Origin of the sequence: Naumannella cuiyingiana, from assembly GCF_013408305.1 — a bacterium.
Classification (GTDB): domain Bacteria; phylum Actinomycetota; class Actinomycetes; order Propionibacteriales; family Propionibacteriaceae; genus Naumannella; species Naumannella cuiyingiana.
On sequence record NZ_JACBZS010000001.1, the window covers coordinates 2,937,704 to 2,954,734 of the forward strand.

Here is a 17,031-nt window from a genome sequence, read left to right on the forward strand (position 1 = left end):
GCTCATGGCCGGCGCCACACGTGCCCGTCGCGGGCCATCATCTCGTCGGCGACCATCGGCCCCCAGCTTCCCGCGGCATAGTCCTGCGGCGGCATACCCGAATTCTCCCAGTGCTGCAGGATCGGGTCGAGGATCTGCCAGGACAGCTCGACCTCCTCGTGCTGCGGGAACAGCGGCGGGTCGCCGAGCAGCACGTCGAGGATCAGCCGCTCGTAGGCCTCCGGGCTGGACTCGGTGAACGATCCGCCGTAGGCGAAGTCCATGTTCACCTGCCGGATCTCCATCTGGGTGCCGGGCACCTTCGCCCCGAACCGCAGCGTGATGCCCTCGTCGGGCTGGATCCGCATCACCAGCGCGTTCGCGCCCAGTTCCTCGGTGTCGGTGTTGTCGAAGGGCAGGTGCGGCGCGCGCTTGAAGCCGAGCGCCACCTCGGTGGTACGCCGGGCCAGCCGCTTGCCGGTACGCAGGTAGAACGGCACCCCCGCCCAGCGGCGGTTGTCGATGTCGACCCGGATCGCCGCATAGGTCTCGGTGATCGAATCGGGCGAGATGCCCTCCTCCTCCAGATAGCCGCGGACATTCCGGCCGCCGGCCCAGGCGCGCGTGTAGCGCCCACGGGCGGTGTGCGCGTCGATGTCGGCCGGCGGCCTGGTCGCTGCCAGCACCTTCTGCTTCTCGGTCCGCAACTGCCGGGCATCGAAGGAGGTCGGCTCCTCCATCGCGGTCAGCGCGAGCAGTTGCAGCAGGTGGTTCTGGATCACGTCGCGGGCCGCGCCGATGCCGTCGTAGTAGCCGGCCCGGCCGCCGATGCCGATGTCCTCGGCCATCGTGATCTGCACCTGGTCGATGTAGTTGTTGTTCCAGATCGGGTCGAACATCTGGTTGGCGAACCGGAGCGCGAGCATGTTCTGCACGGTCTCCTTGCCCAGATAGTGATCGATCCGGAACACCGAACTGGACGGGAACACCGAGGAGACGATCCGGTTCAGGTCACGGGCGCTTTCCAGGTCGTGGCCGAACGGCTTCTCGATGATCACCCGGCGCCAGCGACCGCCGTCCTGGTCGGCCATCCCGTGCCGGCGCAACTGGTCGACGACGTTCTCGAAGAACCGGGGCGGGATCGACAGGTAGAACGCGTGGTTGCCGCCGGTGCCGCGCGATTCGTCCAACTCGATGATCGTCTGCTTGAGCTGGGCGAAAGCCGCGTCGTCGTCGAAATCGCCCGGCACGAACCGGATCCCGTCGATCAGTTGTTGCCAGACCTCCTCGCGAAACGGCGTCCGGGCGTGTTTTTGGACCGCGTCGTGGACGATCTCGGCGAAGTCCTGGTCGGCCCAGTCGCGGCGGGCGAACCCGACCAGCGCGAAGCCGGGCGGCAGCAGCCCGCGGTTGGCCAGGTCGTAGACCGCGGGCATCAACTTCTTGGTGGCGAGGTCGCCGGTCACGCCGAAGATCACCAGGACCGACGGGCCCGCGATGCGGGGCAGCCGCCGGTCCTGGGGATCGCGCAGCGGATTGGCGCGCGACAGATCGATCACGCGGCGTCCAGGGCCTTCTGGACGGTCTGCACCAGCTCGTCCCACGACTTGGCGAACTTCTCCACGCCCTCGTCCTCCAGCACCTGGGTGACATCGGCCATGTCGATGCCCACGTCGGCGAGCTGCTCCAGCACCCGGCGGGCGTCGTCGTAGTACGGGGTGATCGTGTCGCCGGTCACCTTGCCGTGATCGGCGAACGCCTGCAGCGTCTTCTCCGGCATCGTGTTCACTGTGTGCGGGGCGACCAGTTCGCTGACATACATCGTGTCGTCGTAGTCGGGATTCTTCACCCCGGTGGACGCCCACAGCGGCCGCTGCGGATTCGCGCCGGCCTCGGCGAGCCGCTGCCAGCGTTCGCTGCGCAGCGAGTCGGCGAACACCTGATAGGCGAGCCGGGCGTTGGCGACGGCGGCCTTCCCCTTCAGGGCGGCGGCCTCCGGCGTACCGATCTCGTCCAGTCGCTTGTCGACCTCGGTGTCCACCCGGGACACGAAGAAGGAGGCCACGGACTGGATGTCGTCGATCGGCTGACCGGCCTCGAGCGCCTGCTCCAGGCCGGTCAGGTACGCATCGATCACCTCGCGATAGCGCTCCAGGGAGAAGATCAGCGTGACATTGACGCTGATCCCCGCCGCGATCGTCTGGGTGATCGCCGACAGCCCTTCCTTGGTCGCCGGGATCTTGATCAACACCTGCGGCCGGTCCACCATGTCGCGCAGTTGGCGGGCCTGCTCGACCGTGCCGTTGGTGTCGCGGGCCAGGCCGGGGGAGACCTCGATGCTGACCCGGCCGTCGACGCCGTCGGTGGCCTCGTAGGTCTCGCGGAACAGGTCGCAGGCGTTGCGCACGTCCTCGGTCGTGAGCAGGACGATGGCCTCGTCGACCGTGTCGCCCTTGAGCTGGGCGACCTGGTCGCGATAGGACTCGCCGTCGGCGAGCGCGGCGGCGAAGATCGTCGGGTTGGTGGTCACCCCGACGACCGAGTCGTTCTTGATCAGATCCGACAGGTTGCCGCTGGTGATCCGCTCGCGGCTCAGGTCGTCCAGCCAGATCGATACGCCGGCATCGGACAGCTTCTGCAGTGCCTCACTCATGGATGCTCCTCCTTGATCGGGTTGCTCGGAAATGGCCGGTCAGCCGACCGGGGTGTCGGAGCCGGACTCGGCCTCGGCGTCGGCCGGTCCGACCGGGCCGTGGGCGGCGCGGGCGAGCCGGCGTACCCCGTCGGCGGCGTTCTTGATCGACTTCTTGGCCCGATCGGTGACCGCGTCGGCGGTGAAGCCGAACTCGGTGAACAGTCGGGAGCCGGCGGCGCTGGCGCCGTAGTGGTCGAGGCTGATGATCTCGCCGAAGTCGCCGACGATCTCGCGCCAGCCCTGCGCCACGCCGGCCTCGATGCTGACCCGGGCCAGCACGTCGGCCGGGAACACGGAGTCGCGGTAGGCGTCGTCCTGCTCGTCGAACCACTCCTTGCACGGCATCGACACGACACGGGCCTGCACGCCCTGGGCGGCGAGCTGGTCGCGGGCACCGACGCAGTACTGCACCTCCGAGCCGGTGCCGACCAGGATCACGTCGGGTGCCGAGCCGTCCGGGGTGTCCAGCAGCGTGTAGGCGCCCTTGGCGACCTCGCTCGCCTCGGCGTACCCGTCGACCCCGCGGGGGAAGACCGGCAGGTTCTGCCGGGTCAGCGCGAGACCCGCCGGGCGGTCGTTGTGGGACAACGCGGTACGCCAGGCGATCGCCGTCTCATTGGCATCGGCGGGCCGCACGACGTCCAGGCCGGGCACCGCGCGCAGGTTCGCGAGCTGCTCGATCGGCTGGTGGGTCGGGCCGTCCTCGCCGAGGCCGATCGAGTCGTGGGTCCAGACATAGATCGTCGGCAGCTTCATCAACGCCGCCAGCCGCACCGGCGGGCGCATGTAGTCGGAGAAGATCAGGAACGTCGCGCCGTAGGGGCGCGAGCCGCCGTGCAGGGTGATCCCATTCAGGATCGCGCCCATCCCGTGCTCGCGCACGCCGAAGTGCAGGTTGCGGCCGAACTCGTTGCCCTCCCACATCTTGGTCTGCCGGTCGGTCGGCAGGAACGACGGCTCACCGTCGATCGGGGTGTTGTTGGACTCGGCGAGGTCGGCCGAGCCGCCCCAGATCTCCGGCAGGTCCTTGAAGGTCTGCAGCACCGCGGCCGAGGCCTTCCGGGTCGCGATGCCCTTCTCGTCGGCGTCCCACGTCGGCAGGTCGGCGTCCCAGCCGTCGGGCAGCTCGCGCTTGGCCATCCGGTCCCACAGCGCCGCGCGCTCGGGATTGGCCTCGCGCCACGTGGCGAAGTCGGCGTCCCAGCGTGCCTGCTCCGCCGCGCCCTTCTCGGCGACCTGGGCACGGGTGTGCTCCAACACCTTGGGATCGACCTCGAAGGTCTTGTCGGGGTCGAAGCCGAGCTCGCGCTTGGTGGCGGCGACCTCGTCCTCGCCGAGCGCGGCCCCGTGCGCCTTGCCGGTGCCGCGCAGGTTCGGCGCCGGCCAGCCGATGATCGTCTTCAGCGCGATGAAGCTCGGCCTGTCGGTGACCTTGCGGGCCTCGTCGAGCGCGGCCGCGAGCGCCGGCACGTCCTCGGTGTAGCCCTTGCCGCCGTTGGTCCAGTCCACGGTCTGCACGTGCCAGCCGAGCGCCTCGTAGCGGCCCTGGACGTTCTCGGTGAACGCGATGTTGGTGTCGTCCTCGATGGAGATCGCGTTGTCGTCCCAGATCAGGGTCAGGTTGCCCAGCCGCTGCGTACCGGCGAGCGAGGACGCCTCGTTGGACACGCCCTCCTCCAGGTCGCCGTCGGAGGCGATGCAGTAGATGTGGTGATCGAAGAACGACTCGCCCATCGACGTCTCGGGATCGAACAGGCCGTGCTCGCGGCGGGCCGCCATCGCCATCCCGACGGCATTGCCGACGCCCTGGCCGAGCGGGCCCGTGGTCGTCTCCACGCCCGGGGTGTGGCCGTACTCGGGGTGACCCGGGGTCTTCGAGTCCCAGGTGCGCAGCGCCTTGAGGTCGTCCAGCTCCAGCCCGAATCCGGCCAGGAAGAGCTGGATGTAGAGCGTCAGCGAGGAGTGGCCGGCCGACAGCACGAACCGGTCGCGGCCGGGCCACTTCGGGTCGGCCGGGTTGATCCGCAGGTACTTCTGGAACAGCAGGTACGCCGCCGGCGCGAGGCTCATCGCCGTGCCCGGGTGGCCATTGCCCACGTTCTGGACCGCGTCCGCGGCGAGCACCCGGACCGTGTCGATCGCCTTGGCGTCGACATCGGTCCAGTCGTCGGGAAGCTTCAGGGAGGAGCTGGTCATCGTTGCGGATGTCCTTTCGCGCGCGGGTCTCGCGCCGGACGCCATCGATCGGGACGCGAGCTGACTGGTCGGGCCTGCGCGCGATCACCGATCCGGCGATCCGCGCGGTTCCGCGTCCAGCCTACTCACGGGCGACCGGCTACTCACCGCCGACCGGCGGCGGGATCGGCATCGCCGCCGGTGCGGCGCTCACTCGCCCGTGCCCAGCGCGCGGATGGCCGGGATGCGCAGCGCCGAGCGCGCCGCCAGCACGGCCGTCAGCGCGGTCAGCAGGGCGGTCAGCCCGGTGATCGCGGCGAGCAGGGACCACGGGATCGCGATCACCGGGCTCCCGTAGACCCGGGCGGTCGCCAGCCACAGCCCGACCAGGCCGAGGACCGCTGCCACGGCGCCGAGCACCAGCCCGATGGCGATGGCGCCGAGCGCCTCGCCGACCGTGGCGCCGACGATCTGGCGGCGGGTCAGGCCGGCCAGGCGTAAGGTGGCGAGCTCGCCGCGGCGCTGGCCGACGGAGATGGCGAGGGTGCTGAGCACGCTGATCAGGGCGTACCCGCTGCCGAGCCCGACGATCGCCGCCATCACCCCGCGGTTCTCCGCATCGGCCGCGGCATTCTCCGCGGGAGTGATCTCTCCCGGCCGGCGGACATCGGCGGCGCCGGCCGCGCGCAGCGCCCGCCCGACGGCCGCGGCATCGGCGCCGGGGAGGAGCTGCACCACGACGGTGGTCGGCCCGTCGAGCAGCCGGGCGGGCACGATCGACCGGTCCAGGTAGAAGCCGTCCTCGCCGGCCAGCGTCTCGCCCATCCGGGCGGCCTCGCCCAGTCGCACCGGCCGGTCGTCGATCAGCACCTCGATGGTGTCGTAGCGGTCGGCGAGCATCGTGGAGTCCAGGCCGGGGCCGAAGACGATGCCCCGCGCGTCGAAGTCGGAGACATCGCCGCGCGCCGGCTGCTGCGCGTTGGTGGCCCGGAAGGCCACCGGATCGACAGCGACGACGGTGCCCGGCGAATCGGTCTGGATGCCGTCGCGGCCGAGCCGGACCGTCAACGGAACCCGGGTCTGCACCGACGCCACCGCGATCCCGGGAATCGACGCCACCGCGTCGGCATCGACCCGGTCCCCCGTCGCGACCAGATCGGCGCGCAGCAACCGGTCCGCCTCGGTCCCGGCCGCCCGCGTCTGGGTGTCGAGGATCCCCTGCAGGCCCATCACGAGCCCGACCAGGACGATCATCGGCGCGGCGCACGATGCGGTACGCCGGACCGCGTCACGAAGGTTCGCGGCGGCGAGCCCCGCGACGGGGGAGCGGCCGGTCAGCGCGCCGAGCGCACGGGCGAGGACGGGAACCACGAGCGGCGCCAGCCCGCTCATCGCGACCGACCCGGTGAGCACCGTGCCCAGACCGAGCAGCAGGGGAATCAGTACGCCGCCCGCGCTCGCCGCGAAGAAGATCTGGGTCACCGTGAGCGCCGTGAAGACCGCCGTGCCGATCCACCGGCCGGGCGTCATCACGCGACGCTCGTCGGGGCCGCGGCGCAGCGCCGCCAGCGGCGCGATCCGGGTGGCCCGCCGCGCCACACCCCAGCCGCCGACCAGGCAGACGCCCACCGCCACGACGACGTCGAGCGCCGCCAGTTCCGGTCGGACCGGGATCGCCAGCGCGGGCGGGAAGGCGCCGAGACCGCTCAGGATGGCGCGTTGCACCTGCGCCAGGACGACCCCCAGCACGGCCCCGGCCGCCGCACCGGCGAGCGCCGCCAGCATCGCCTCGACCAGCAGCAACCGGCGTACCTGGCCGGCGGTGACCCCGCCGAGGCGAAGCACGGCAAGATCATGTCGCCGCTGGTCGACGGCGAAACCGAGGGTCGACGCCACCACGAAGATCGTCAGGAAACCGCCGAGGACGACGGTCATCCCGGTCAGCGTGCTCGCAGCCGACGCCGACTGACGAAACGCGGCCGCCTCCTCCGGGGCGAGGCCGGCCGGCGGCGCGCCCTCGACGCCGAGGATGATCGTCATCCCGGCGTGCACGATCGCCACGCCCAGGGTCACCGCCGACACGGTGCCGACGAAGAGCGGCCAACGGTCGGCGAAGGTGCGTGCGGCGAGCCGGATCATCGGGCACCTTCCAGATCGGTCAGGGTCGCGGCGATCGTCGCGGCGTCCGCGCCGGCCAGCGTGCTGACCAGCCGTCCGTCGCGCAGGAAGGCGACATGGTCGGCCCGGGAGGCGGCGAGCGGATCATGGGTGACCATCAAGATCGTCTGCCCGTGCTCGTCGACCAGCGAACGAAGCAGGTCGAGAACGATTCCCGCCGAGGCGCTGTCCAGGGCGCCGGTCGGTTCGTCGGCGAACAAGATGCTGGGCGTGGTCGCCACCGCGCGGGCGAGCGCCACCCGCTGCTGCTGGCCGCCCGACAGCTCGCGCGGCCTGTGCGCGAGATGCGCGCCGAGCCCGAGCAGGTGCAGTGCCTCGGCGGCCACCCCATCGGCATCGGTACGCCCGGCCAGCCGCAGCGGAAGCGCGACATTCTGTGCCGCCGTCAACGCGGCCACCAGGTTGAACTGCTGGAAGACGAAGCCGATGACGTCGCGGCGCAGCCGGGTCAGGGCATCGTCCCCGAGGCCGGCGATGTCGGTGCCGTCGAGGAACACCCGGCCGGAATCGGGCCGGTCCAGGCCGGCGGCGCAGTTCAGCAGGGTGGATTTGCCGGACCCGGACGGGCCCATCACGGCCGTCCAGGACCCGCGCCGGCAGCCGAGCGTGACGTGGTCCAGCGCGGTCAGGTTCGAGATGCCCGAGCGGTAGCTGCGGGTCACCTCGTCGAGTTGCAGGGCGGTCGGTGACGCGGGTGATCGGCTCATGGAGCCAGCACACCGCGCCCCGCGCCGCGCGGCAGTGGGGCCGACCGCCGGATCGAGGTAGGGCTGGCTCTACCGGCCGGCGCCGAGGACGCTCCTAGGATGGCACCGATGCAGCGCGCCGGATCCGCCCCCGAGGCGCCACCCGCGATCGGCGCGTGGCGGGCCGTGCTGCACGTCGGTGGCACGTCGCTGCGGGTGCTCGCGGCGCTCGCTGCGGTCGGCCTGCTCGGCGCGCCGATCTGGCTGGCGCTCGGTCGGGCCGAGCGCGGTGCGGGGGCCGTCGGCGCGCTGGTGATCGCCGGTCTGGTCCTGCTCGGGGCGGGGCTGCCCGTGATCGCCGCGGTTGCGGCCCGCTCCGACTGGCGCGCTGTGGCGTGGCTGCTCGGCGCCGATCCGACCGACGGCCCGACGATCCGGTTGACCGAGCCGCGCAGCCTGGTCCGGCCGTTGGCCTACACGGTCGTGCTGTTGACCCTCGGCGGCGCCGCGGCCGTGCTGATCGCGGTCCTGGTGGTGGCCGCGGTGGTCGCCCTGACCAGCCCGATCCTGGTGGCGGCGGGCGATCACGCCGTGATCGGGCCGTTCGCCGTGGACACGGCGGCGCGCGCCGTGGTGGCGGTCGCCGCCGCGCTCGTCGTCCTGGCTGGGCTGGTCGCCGTCGCGCCGCCCCTCGCCCGCGCGCACGCCGCCGTGGTGCGGCAGGTCCTGACCCGGCCCGAACAACGCCTGCGGCGCGACCTGGCGACGACCGCGCTGTCCCGCGCGCGGCTGGTCCGCGCCTTCGATGTCGAGCGCCGGCGGATCGAGCGCGATCTGCACGACGGGGTCCAACCCCAGTTGCTGTCGGTCAGCATGACCCTGGGCCTGGCGCTCGCGGCCATGCCCGCGGACGCGCCGGGCCGCGCGGACGTGCTGCGCGCGCAGCAGCAGGCACGTAGCACGCTCGATGCGCTGCGCGGCTTCGTCCGCAACATCCACCCGCAGGTGCTGATCGATCACGGACTTGTCGCCGCGGTGAGCGAGCTTGCCGACACCTTGCCCGTGCCGATCACGATCACCGACCGGCTGGGCGACCGGCTGCCCGCCGAGGTCGAGACCAACCTCTACTTCTGCATCGCCGAGCTGATGGCCAATGTCGCCAAGCACAGCTTGGCCGAGCACGCCCAGGTGGAGCTGGAGCGGCCGGCTCCCGGCCGGGTCCGGGTCACGGTCCGCGACGACGGCCGCGGCGGCGCGGCGAGCAACGGCCGCGTCGACGGGGGACTGGCCGGGATCGCGGACCGGGTCGCGGCCCTCGGCGGCAGCCTGCTGATCGATTCCCCGCTCGGCGGGCCCACCATCGCCGCGATCACCGTCGCCGCCCCGGGGAAGGAGGCGAACCGATGACCGAACCGATCACGGTCGTGATCGCCGAGGACAATGCCCTGCTGCGCGAGGGGCTGGCCGGGCTCCTGGACCGCGGCGGCTTCCGGGTCCTCGCGGCCGTCGGGAACGCAGACGAGCTGCTCCGCGCCTGCCGGGCCCTCGCCCCGGACCTGGTGATCACCGATGTCCGGATGCCGCCGGACCACCGCGCCGAGGGGCTGGCCGCCGCGGTGCTGCTGCGCGCGGAGAATCCCGACCTGCCGGTCGTGGTGCTGAGCCAGTACGTGGAGCAGAGCTACGTCGCCGACCTGCTGGACAGCTCCGGCCGGGGCGGCATCGGCTATCTGCTGAAGGACCGGGTGAGCGATGTCGCGGATTTCGGCGAGACGCTGCGCCGCGTGCACGCCGGCGGGACCGCCGTGGATCCGGAGGTGATCGGACAGTTGCTGCGGCGCCGCCGGGATCCGCTGGAACGCCTCACCGCGCGCGAGCGGGAGGTATTGGCGGAGATGGCGCAGGGGCATTCCAATGCCGCCATCGCCCGCCGGTTGTTCGTCTCCGACGCGGCGGTGGTCAAGCACATCGGCAACATCATGATGAAGCTCGACCTGCCGCCGAACGACGACCAGAACCGCCGCGTCGCGGCGGTCCTGGCGTACCTGCGCGGGCCGGCCGGCTGAGCCGCCCGCGATCGACGGGCGGCGTTGCGGTCGGCCGCCGGGATCAGCCGACGACGGCCTCCTGCCCGTTCACCCGCACGGTCGTGCCGTCGGGTACGCGTACCGCGAAGCTGGCCTCGCAGTAGCCGACCCAGCTCGCGCCGCACGGCGTACCCAGGATGAGCGTGTCGCCGTTGAGCGACCAAGCGGGGGTCTGCGGGCTGCGGCCAACGGTCTGGGTGCGGACCTCGACGGCGACCTCCCGGGCGGCACCGGCCGTCACCGTGACCGGCATGTTGGCATTGTCGTTGATCACATCGAGCGCGGACCCGGCATAGGGGAAGGACTGTTGGGCAGAACTCGGGCTGGAACTGCAGGCGGTCAGGGAGAGCCCGGCCGCGAGGACGGTTCCGACGGCACAGGCGCGAAGAAGTGTGTTCATGCCGTCCATTGCAGTGCGCGCGTTCGTCGCGCACCATCCGTCGGGGTCGAGTCCTCGGGGTGTGGCCAGCCCTACTCCGACCCGCTCGCCGCGAGCCGATGTGACTGCCGAGGCGGCGCGACACTAGACTCCACGCCAGTCGGAGGAGTCGAGCGGGACGAGGTTTCGTGAGCCAGATCGAGGTTGCCGAGCGCTCGGCGCAGGCCGCGGCGCGTCCGGCCGGCCGGGCCCGCACGCGCGACATTCTCGGCGCCTACGTCTCGCTGACCAAGCCGCGGATCATCGAGCTGTTGCTGATCACCACGGTTCCCGCGATGTTCCTCGCCCAGCGCGGCATCCCGCCCCTGGGGCTGGTCGCGGTGACCATGATCGGCGGGTTCCTGGCCGCCGCGAGCGCCAATGTCTTCAACTGCGTGCTGGACCGCGACATCGACCAGCGGATGCGGCGTACCCGCCGTCGGCCGATGCCGCGCCACCAGGTCACACCGAGCAATGCGGTGATCTTCGGCGGGATCCTCGGGATCGCCGCGACCGCCGTGCTGTGGATCGGTGCCAATCCGCTGTCCGCGGTGCTCGCGCTCCTCGCCAATGCGTTCTACGTGTTCGTCTACACGCTGTGGCTGAAGCGCAGCTCCTCCCAGAACGTCGTCTGGGGCGGCATCGCCGGCTGCTTCCCGCCGCTGATCGGCTGGACCGCCGTCACCGACTCGGTCGCGCTGACCCCGATCCTGCTGTTCGCGATCGTCTTCTTCTGGACCCCGCCGCACACCTGGGCGCTGGCCTTCCGCTACCGCGACGACTACGCGGCCGCGGGCGTACCGATGCTGCCGGTGGTGATGGACGCGCCGCGGGTGGCCGTGCGGATCCTGCTCTATTCCGTCGTCACCGTCGCCGTCTCCCTGGCCGTCTGGCCGGTGGCCGGCACCGGCTGGCTCTACCCGGCCGTCGCGGGCGCCGCCGGCGCGATCTTCCTCGCCGAGGCGGTGGCGCTGCTGGTCCGGGCCCGCCGTGGTCGCAGGGATGCGGCACTGAAGCCGATGCGACTGTTCCACTGGTCGAACAGCTACCTGGCGCTGGTCTTCCTCGCTGCCGCCATCGATCCGGTGATCTTCGGCTGATCCGCCTCAGTTCTGGACGGTCAGCTTGCGCGTCCAGAGCCGCCGGATCGGGCTGGACAGATACTCGCCGAGCAGTACGCCCGCCGCCAGCGCGATGGCGATCGACAGTGCCTCGATCACCCGGGTCCAGCCGTCGATGTAGCCCTGCGACAGCAGGAAGAGGCCCCGGTAGAGCCGCAGGCCGGGCAGCAGCGGGACCATCGCCGGGATCACCAGCAGCAGGCTCGGGATGCGCAGCCAGTCGGCCAGCGGCGCCGCGGCGATGCCGATGGCGACCGCGCCGGCCGCGATGCCGAACAGCGAGCCCGACTGGGCGCCGAGCACCGCGACCGTGGTGCCGAGCACGCCGATCAGGGCGCCCGGCCCGAGCGCGCGCAGCGGTCCGGAGCAGGACAGGGCGAAGCCGACGGTGATCACCGCGGCGGCCAGCAGCGAGAGTGGCAGGTTGGCCAGGGTGGGCGGGCTGTAGGGCTGGACGGTCAGCGTCACGCCGAGCCGATTCGCCGCCGACAGGCCGCCGGCGACCCCGGCGATGATGCCGATGGTGGTGAGCGCGGCGTCCAGCCCGCGCGCGCCGGCGGTGACCAGATAGCCGACCAGCGCGTCCTGCACCGCGGTGACGATGGTCATCCCGGCGAGCAGGACGATGATCACCGCCGCCACGATCAGCGAGGAGTTGTGCTCGGGATCGACCAGCCGGACGACGGCTGCGACGCCGGTCGCGATGAACCCGCCGGTGACATAGGCGAAGAACTGGGGGATGCCGAACCGGGTGAAGGCCTGCATCACCAGTTCGATGGCGGCGGCGGACACGCCGGCCAGCACGACCACCGCCGGCGATCCGCCGATCAGCAGACCGACGCCCGCGCCCATCAGCAGCGTGGCCAGCAACCGCAGCCATTTCGGGTAGCGGCGCGGGCGCGCGATCGTGTCATCGATCCGCAGCCGCGCCTCGGCAAGCCCGGCCCGCCGGGCGCGCAGGTCGCGCAGCACCTGCTCGACGCGCTCCAGCACGGAGTAGTTCAGCTCGCCCCGATGGACGTACTGGATCCGGGTCACCGGCACCTGGTCGATGCTGCCCTGGTAGCTGATCATCATCGTGGTCAGCGTGAGATCGACCTGGGCGCCCCGCAGTCCCGCGGCATTGGTCACGGTGCGCATCGCCATCACGGTGTCCAGCGATCCGGCCCCATTGGTGAGCAACAGTTCGCCGACCTTGAGGGCGAGATCGAGCGCGCGGTTGATCGTGACCGGGTCCGCCCCGGGCAGCTCGGGATCGGCGTGCATGCTCAGGACGGTACGCGGTGGATCTGGGCGGCGGGGGAGGCCGCGGCGGCGGATGTGCGGGAGTCGAGCAGCAGCCAGGTGCCCGCGATCGTGCAGGCCGGGATGCCGATCATGTGCAGCGCCACCACGGGCACGGGCAGCCCGGTGAAGTACTGCAGGTAGCCGATCGCGCCCTGGGCGAGCAGGACCAGCAGCAGGCCGACGGCGGCGCGGGTGCGCAGCACGGCGACCGCGACCACGGTCAGTCCGAGCAGTACCCAGACCGACCCGGCGTGCAGCTTCGCGACGGTCTCGATGTCGAAGCCGGTACGCCGGGCGCCGGCGTCGCCGGCATGCGGGCCGGAGCCCGTGACGATGGTGCCGAGCCAGATGGAGATCATCAGCGAGCAGAAGATGAGCAGGGTCAGCAGCCGGCCGCCCCGCGCCGCGCGGTGGCCGGGGCGTCGGGTGGCGGCGCGGACCAGCCACGTCGACAGCACCACCATGGCGACCGAGATCAGCAGGTGCGGCGCGACGATGAAGGGGTTGAGCTGGGTGCGGACGGTGATGCCGCCGACCACGGCCTGGAGCGGTACGCCGAGCCCGATCACGATCGCCAGGACCAGCGACGAGCGACGGGTCCGGTCGCGGGACCAGGCCGTGAGGGCCGCGACGAAGGTGGCGAGGGCGACGGCGATCAGGAGGAAGGTCAGCAACCGGTTGCCGAACTCGATCGCGGCATGGATGGTCAGCTCGCCTTGCGGCACGAACGAATCCGCGGTGCAGCGCGGCCAGGTCGGACACCCCAGGCCCGAGCCGGTCAGCCGCACCGTGGTGCCCGTGACGATGATCAGCGATTGCACCGCGAGCGTGGCCCAGGCCCAGGCCGGCAGCGTGCGGGCGCCGACCACGCGCCTCACGAGGTCCATCGGAACACCCTCCTGGCGATCATGGTGAGGACGATTGCCCAGGCGACCAGCGTGGCCACGGCGAGCCAGTCCGGATGGCCGGCGCCGGCCGCCCGGAGCGCCTCGCCGAGGGCCCCTGTCGGCAGCCAGCGGACGGCGCCCAGCCAGCCGGCGCCGCCGACGGGCAGGATGCCGGCGAACAGGCCGGCGAGGTAGAGCAGGTTGGCGCAGGCGAGGGTGAGCTCCGCGCGCAGCGTCCCGGCCAGGATCAGGGCGCCGGCGACGAAGGCGCAGACCGCGGCCAGCACGGCGAGGGCGGCCGAGCAGGCGGCCGCCGGGGCGAGCGCCGGGCGCCAGCCGAGCAGCGCGGCGACCGCCGCGAGCAGCGCCACCTGGGCGAGCACGATGATCACGATCGCGGCCGCCTTGCCCGCCACCAGACCGCTGCGGCGCAGGGGTGAGGCCGCCAGCCGCTCCAGCACCTGGTAGCGGCGGTCGAAGCCGGTGGCGATCGCGCACGAGGTGAATGCGGTGGACCAGATCGCGAGCGCCAGCACCGACGGCGCAAGTGCGCCGAGTCCGATGCCGAGCCGCGGGCCGGCGATCGCGCCGCCGACCAGCGTCGCGGCCGGGATCACGGCCGCCAGCAGCAGTTGCTCGCCGTTGCGCGCCAGCAGCAACGCCTCGGTGCGCGCGTGCCGGGCGATCCGCCGGGCCGGCGGGGCGGCGCCCGGCGCGGGGGAGAGGTCCAGGGTCATCGCGCGCCACCCGCCGGGGTGGTCAGGTCGACGAAGACCTCCTCCAGGTCGCGCGCGCCCCCGGTCAGTTCGGCCAGGGTCCCGTGGGCGCTCACCCGGCCCCGGTCGATGATCGCGATCCGGTCGGCGAGCCGGCTCGCCTCGGCCATGTCGTGGGTGGTCAGCAGCACGGACACGCCGGCGTCGCGCAGCCGGGCGATCAGGTCGAAGACGGTACGCCGCAGGTGCACGTCCATCCCGGCCGTCGGCTCGTCCAGCAGCACCAGCTCGGGGCGGCCGATGATCGCGCCGGCCAGGTTCACGGCCTGCTGCTCGCCGCCGGACAGGCGGCGATACGGCGTACCCGCGAACCGGTCGATGCCCAGCTCGGCGGCCAGCGGACCCACCGGCAGCGGATGGGCGTGCAGGGCGGCCAGGTATTCCAACAACTCCAGCGGCCGGATTCCCGACCAGGCGGCGGTGCGCTGCGGCATCAGGCCGACCCGGCCGTCGGCGATGGCCCGCGCCGGCTCCCGGCCGAGCAGGGTCAACTCGCCGGCGTCGGGGCGCAGCAACCCGGTCAGGCAACGCAGCAGCGTCGTCTTGCCCGCGCCGTTCGGCCCGAGCAGCACCGTGACCTCGCCCGCGGCGGCGGTCAGGTCGAGTGCGTCCAGCGCCGGCGTGGCACCGAACCGCACGCTCAGGCCCCGCGCGCTGAGCGCGGGCGTGGGTCGGGTCGGCACCCGGGCAGTCTAGGTCCGGCGGGTGGGTTCGGGCATCTCGCGCCGGTCCGCCCGGGCGCGCTCGCGCAGGGACGGCGCCGCCAGCGCGGCGGCCACGATCAGCACCAGCACGACCAGCAGCGTGTGCAGGATCCCGATGTGGTCGCCCAGGAAGCCGAGCAGGGGCGGGAAGGCCAGGAAGGCGAGATAGCCGATGGTGGCAACGGCGCTGACCCGCGCCGCCCCGTTGCGCGGGTCGTCCGCGGCGGCCGACATGCCGAGCGGGAAGCCCAGCGAGGCGCCGACGCCCCACAGCGCCGCGCCCCCGTACAGGGCCACCGGGTGCGGCACGAAGATCACCGCGACCAGCCCGACGGCCGCGATGATCGCGGTGGCGAGCACGGTCCGGACCCGACCGATCCGGTCGACGACGCGGACGCCGGCGATCCGCCCGACCGTCATCGCGGTCAGGAAGATGCCGAGCACGACCGCGCCCTGGGCGTCGGTCATCCCGCGGCCGTCGACGGCGGCCAGCGCGAGCCAGTCGTTCGCGGCGCCCTCGGTCAGCGCCATGCCGAGCACCACCAGACCGATCGCCCACGTCGCCGGATGGCGCCAGACCGCCATCCGTTCGCCGAAGCTCGGCTCGGGCTCGTCGTCGTCCGTCGGCTTGGCCGCGAGCGGGATCCGCACGGTGGTGGCGGCGATCGCCGCGGTCAGCAGTGCCGCGAACACGGCCTGCGGCGCGATCGGTACGCCGAGCGCGGCGGCGAGCGCCCCGACCCCGGCGCCGGCCATCGTGCCGAAGCTGAAGGCGGCGTGGAACAGCGGCATCACCGTCTTGCCGAGGTCGCGCTCGGCGGCCGCGCCGGAGAAGTTCATCGCGACATCGGTCGAGCCCATGCCGAGGCCGGCCACCACCAGGCCGGCGACGATCAGCGGCGCGTTCGGGGCCAGCGTGCCGAGCCCGGCGATCAACATCCCGCCGGCGAGCATCAGCAGGCCGGTGCGGATGGTGGCGCGGGCGCCGAAGCGGGCGATCACGTGCGAGGAGAAGGACAGGCTGACGATCGAGCCGACGCTGAAGGTGAAGACCAGCAGGCCCATCTGTCCGGTGCTGGCGCCGAGGTCGTCGCGCAGCCGCGGGATCCGCGACATCCAGCTCGCGACGGCGTACCCGGTGGCGAAGAAGATCGCGAAGATCGCGTTCCGCCAGCGCAGCAGCTCGCGGGAGGGGGAGGTGGTGGTGCTCACGGGTACGCCCTTCGACGCGTATCGAATCGTTTCGAGCGTCAATCTAGCAAGCGCGGCCGGCCGCTGGCAATCGCGCGCTGCCCGGTCAGGCCACCGGTGCGCGGTTGCGGTCCACGGCGACCGTCACGCCGTTCGCGCGCAGTCGTTCGATCAACGGATCCGGCCCCTCGGCCGGGTCGCTGGCGTAGGCCAGCTCGGATGCGGTCACCGGCAGCACGGCCAGATAGCCCACCCCGCCGGGTTCGCCGTCGGCCAGCTCCTCGGGCAGACCCAGGGGCGGGCCGATCAGCGCGCCGACGAATGCGACGTCCTCGGCGAACGGCAGGGCGGGATTCCCGTTGGGAACGGTGTGGCCCCGGCCCAGCCAGGTCCCGCTCTCGTGCGGATGGTGAGCCAGGGCGGACAACAGGTGGAGCGGCCAGGAGTGGCGCGGCTGGCCGAGTTCGGTCAGCGCGGTGAACTGGCCGTTGCTCCGCGCGAGACCCGGCCAGTCGGCGGGCACCGCGATGATCAACTCCAGCCTGGCGACGCCGCTGTGGCCCGGCGGCACGGGCATCGGGCGCTCCGACATGCCGGAGGTGACCAGGACGACGTGCGGCGTGTGGTCATTGGGGCCGAAGGCGTAGATGTCGATCGCGCCGCCGTGTTCGGCGCGCTCGTGCAGCACCGTGTACTCGCCCAGGTGGCGGGCGAGATGGATCTCGCGCGCGGCCGCCATCGCCTCCTGCTCCGGGGTGGGGGGATCGGTCCGGTCTGCGGTCATCATCGACCTCCTGGGCGGGCGTGGGCTCGGCGATGTGACGAGCCTAACGTCGCGCGGTGCCGC

15 protein-coding genes are annotated in these 17,031 nt (G+C 72.3%); 3 read left to right on the forward strand and 12 right to left on the reverse strand.

Annotated elements, in window-relative coordinates:
* Positions 1–2 precede the first annotated feature (2 nt).
* From zwf to GGQ54_RS13745, 5 genes are all read right to left on the reverse strand, one after another.
* Positions 3–1,538, reverse strand: a complete 1,536-nt coding sequence (gene zwf, locus GGQ54_RS13725; RefSeq protein ID WP_343045967.1) for a glucose-6-phosphate dehydrogenase — start codon at positions 1,536–1,538, stop codon at positions 3–5.
* Positions 1,535–2,632, reverse strand: a complete 1,098-nt coding sequence (tal, locus tag GGQ54_RS13730) for a transaldolase (protein WP_179445900.1) — start codon at positions 2,630–2,632, stop codon at positions 1,535–1,537. Before tal ends, zwf begins: the two co-directional genes overlap by 4 nt.
* 39 nt (positions 2,633–2,671) lie before the next feature.
* Complete coding sequence (tkt, locus tag GGQ54_RS13735) at positions 2,672–4,870, reverse strand: transketolase (RefSeq protein WP_179445901.1); 2,199 nt, start codon at positions 4,868–4,870, stop codon at positions 2,672–2,674.
* A gap of 189 nt (positions 4,871–5,059) precedes the next feature.
* Positions 5,060–6,988: an FtsX-like permease family protein gene (locus tag GGQ54_RS13740; protein ID WP_179445902.1), complete on the reverse strand. Its 1,929-nt coding sequence runs from the start codon at positions 6,986–6,988 to the stop codon at positions 5,060–5,062.
* Entirely contained in the window at positions 6,985–7,734 is a 750-nt protein-coding gene (locus GGQ54_RS13745) for an ABC transporter ATP-binding protein (RefSeq protein ID WP_179445903.1), read from the reverse strand. Before GGQ54_RS13745 ends, GGQ54_RS13740 begins: the two co-directional genes overlap by 4 nt.
* Positions 7,735–7,842: 108 nt before the next feature.
* On the opposite strand from GGQ54_RS13745, the gene GGQ54_RS13750 reads away from it, so the two are divergent.
* Positions 7,843–9,120 (forward strand): sensor histidine kinase, encoded by a 1,278-nt coding sequence (locus GGQ54_RS13750; RefSeq protein WP_179445904.1) that lies wholly within the window; start codon positions 7,843–7,845, stop codon positions 9,118–9,120.
* A complete protein-coding gene (locus tag GGQ54_RS13755) occupies positions 9,117–9,779 on the forward strand; it encodes a response regulator transcription factor (RefSeq protein ID WP_179445905.1) in 663 nt (220 codons plus the stop codon). The genes GGQ54_RS13750 and GGQ54_RS13755 overlap by 4 nt, the downstream gene beginning before the upstream one ends.
* 43 nt (positions 9,780–9,822) lie before the next feature.
* On the opposite strand, the gene GGQ54_RS13760 is transcribed toward GGQ54_RS13755, so the two are convergent.
* The gene (locus GGQ54_RS13760) at positions 9,823–10,200 is read right to left on the reverse strand and encodes a hypothetical protein (protein WP_179445906.1); all 378 of its coding nucleotides are present in this window, start codon (positions 10,198–10,200) and stop codon (positions 9,823–9,825) included.
* 167 nt (positions 10,201–10,367) lie between these two features.
* On the opposite strand from GGQ54_RS13760, the gene GGQ54_RS13765 reads away from it, so the two are divergent.
* Positions 10,368–11,318 (forward strand): heme o synthase, encoded by a 951-nt coding sequence (locus tag GGQ54_RS13765; protein ID WP_425487407.1) that lies wholly within the window; start codon positions 10,368–10,370, stop codon positions 11,316–11,318.
* A gap of 6 nt (positions 11,319–11,324) precedes the next feature.
* Here GGQ54_RS13765 and GGQ54_RS13770 read toward each other — a convergent pair whose 3' ends face one another.
* The 6 genes from GGQ54_RS13770 to GGQ54_RS13795 all read right to left on the reverse strand — a co-directional run bounded on the left by GGQ54_RS13770 (position 11,325) and on the right by GGQ54_RS13795 (position 16,971).
* Positions 11,325–12,605 carry a threonine/serine exporter family protein gene (locus GGQ54_RS13770; protein ID WP_179445907.1) on the reverse strand — a complete coding sequence of 427 codons (1,281 nt, stop codon included), beginning with the start codon at positions 12,603–12,605 and terminating at the stop codon, positions 11,325–11,327.
* A 2-nt stretch (positions 12,606–12,607) separates the two neighbouring features.
* Positions 12,608–13,513, reverse strand: a complete 906-nt coding sequence (locus GGQ54_RS13775; RefSeq protein WP_179445908.1) for a COX15/CtaA family protein — start codon at positions 13,511–13,513, stop codon at positions 12,608–12,610.
* Complete coding sequence (locus tag GGQ54_RS13780) at positions 13,501–14,250, reverse strand: ABC transporter permease (RefSeq protein WP_179445909.1); 750 nt, start codon at positions 14,248–14,250, stop codon at positions 13,501–13,503. The genes GGQ54_RS13775 and GGQ54_RS13780 overlap by 13 nt, the downstream gene beginning before the upstream one ends.
* Positions 14,247–14,972 (reverse strand): ABC transporter ATP-binding protein, encoded by a 726-nt coding sequence (locus GGQ54_RS13785; protein WP_343045968.1) that lies wholly within the window; start codon positions 14,970–14,972, stop codon positions 14,247–14,249. Before GGQ54_RS13785 ends, GGQ54_RS13780 begins: the two co-directional genes overlap by 4 nt.
* Before the next feature lie 9 nt (positions 14,973–14,981).
* Positions 14,982–16,205: an MFS transporter gene (locus tag GGQ54_RS13790; protein WP_343045969.1), complete on the reverse strand. Its 1,224-nt coding sequence runs from the start codon at positions 16,203–16,205 to the stop codon at positions 14,982–14,984.
* Positions 16,206–16,290: 85 nt separating this feature from the next.
* Positions 16,291–16,971: a suppressor of fused domain protein gene (locus tag GGQ54_RS13795; RefSeq protein ID WP_179445910.1), complete on the reverse strand. Its 681-nt coding sequence runs from the start codon at positions 16,969–16,971 to the stop codon at positions 16,291–16,293.
* Positions 16,972–17,031 lie beyond the last annotated feature (60 nt).

Coding starts and splice junctions, on each gene's coding strand:
- GGQ54_RS13740 (WP_179445902.1), bottom strand. CDS start 6,988: ATGATCCGGCTCGCCGCACGCACCTTCGCCGACCGTTGGCCGCTCTTC.
- GGQ54_RS13775 (WP_179445908.1), bottom strand. CDS start 13,513: ATGGACCTCGTGAGGCGCGTGGTCGGCGCCCGCACGCTGCCGGCCTGG.
- GGQ54_RS13750 (WP_179445904.1), top strand. CDS start 7,843: ATGCAGCGCGCCGGATCCGCCCCCGAGGCGCCACCCGCGATCGGCGCG.
- GGQ54_RS13770 (WP_179445907.1), bottom strand. CDS start 12,605: ATGCACGCCGATCCCGAGCTGCCCGGGGCGGACCCGGTCACGATCAAC.
- GGQ54_RS13745 (WP_179445903.1), bottom strand. CDS start 7,734: ATGAGCCGATCACCCGCGTCACCGACCGCCCTGCAACTCGACGAGGTG.
- GGQ54_RS13755 (WP_179445905.1), top strand. CDS start 9,117: ATGACCGAACCGATCACGGTCGTGATCGCCGAGGACAATGCCCTGCTG.
- GGQ54_RS13795 (WP_179445910.1), bottom strand. CDS start 16,971: ATGATGACCGCAGACCGGACCGATCCCCCCACCCCGGAGCAGGAGGCG.
- tal (WP_179445900.1), bottom strand. CDS start 2,632: ATGAGTGAGGCACTGCAGAAGCTGTCCGATGCCGGCGTATCGATCTGG.
- GGQ54_RS13780 (WP_179445909.1), bottom strand. CDS start 14,250: ATGACCCTGGACCTCTCCCCCGCGCCGGGCGCCGCCCCGCCGGCCCGG.
- GGQ54_RS13760 (WP_179445906.1), bottom strand. CDS start 10,200: ATGAACACACTTCTTCGCGCCTGTGCCGTCGGAACCGTCCTCGCGGCC.
- tkt (WP_179445901.1), bottom strand. CDS start 4,870: ATGACCAGCTCCTCCCTGAAGCTTCCCGACGACTGGACCGATGTCGAC.